Raw genomic sequence first — 457 nt, 5'->3', positions numbered from 1 at the left:
TATCCAGCGCGGCCAGACCCTGCGGTACCGTGACCGCTTCGCTGACGGGAGTCATCGGCGCCTTGAGGATGGCGTTGTCGGTCACGCGCGCGACCTGTACATCGAACAGGTCGCTCATCGACCAGGCGGTGTCGTCGTACGGATGCTGCTGCGGATCCTTGGGTGACCAGTACTGGCGGTCCAGCAGCGCATCGGCAATGCGCGAATACGGCTGGTCCATGCGCACTACGTAGCTGCCGGCAGCAAACGTCCGTGAGGTCGGCTTGCCGGGCTTGCCTTCGTCGCCCTTGGTCTTGGGCAGCGTCACTGTGATGGGCGCCGTGGTGCGGCTGATTTCAGAGTGCTGCAGTTGCAGTATGCGTAGCAGCTGTGCCTGTGACCCGGTGCGCTTGTCGTCGGCCGGGAACACGTAAGCAGCCGGGCCGGACTCCTGCGGCTTCTCGATCGAGCGCTTGCT

Annotated in this window: 1 protein-coding gene; it reads right to left on the bottom strand. The window is 64.6% G+C overall.

Features of this window, described 5'->3' with window-relative positions; genetic code table 11:
- On the bottom strand, positions 1-457 hold a 457-nt coding region (locus GSQ77_RS29140; RefSeq protein WP_216854973.1), incomplete at both ends, for a hypothetical protein.

The organism is Burkholderia sp. L27(2015) (assembly GCF_009765705.1).
Taxonomy (GTDB): domain Bacteria; phylum Pseudomonadota; class Gammaproteobacteria; order Burkholderiales; family Burkholderiaceae; genus LMUX01.
This window is presented reverse-complemented; position numbering and strand designations above follow the sequence as displayed.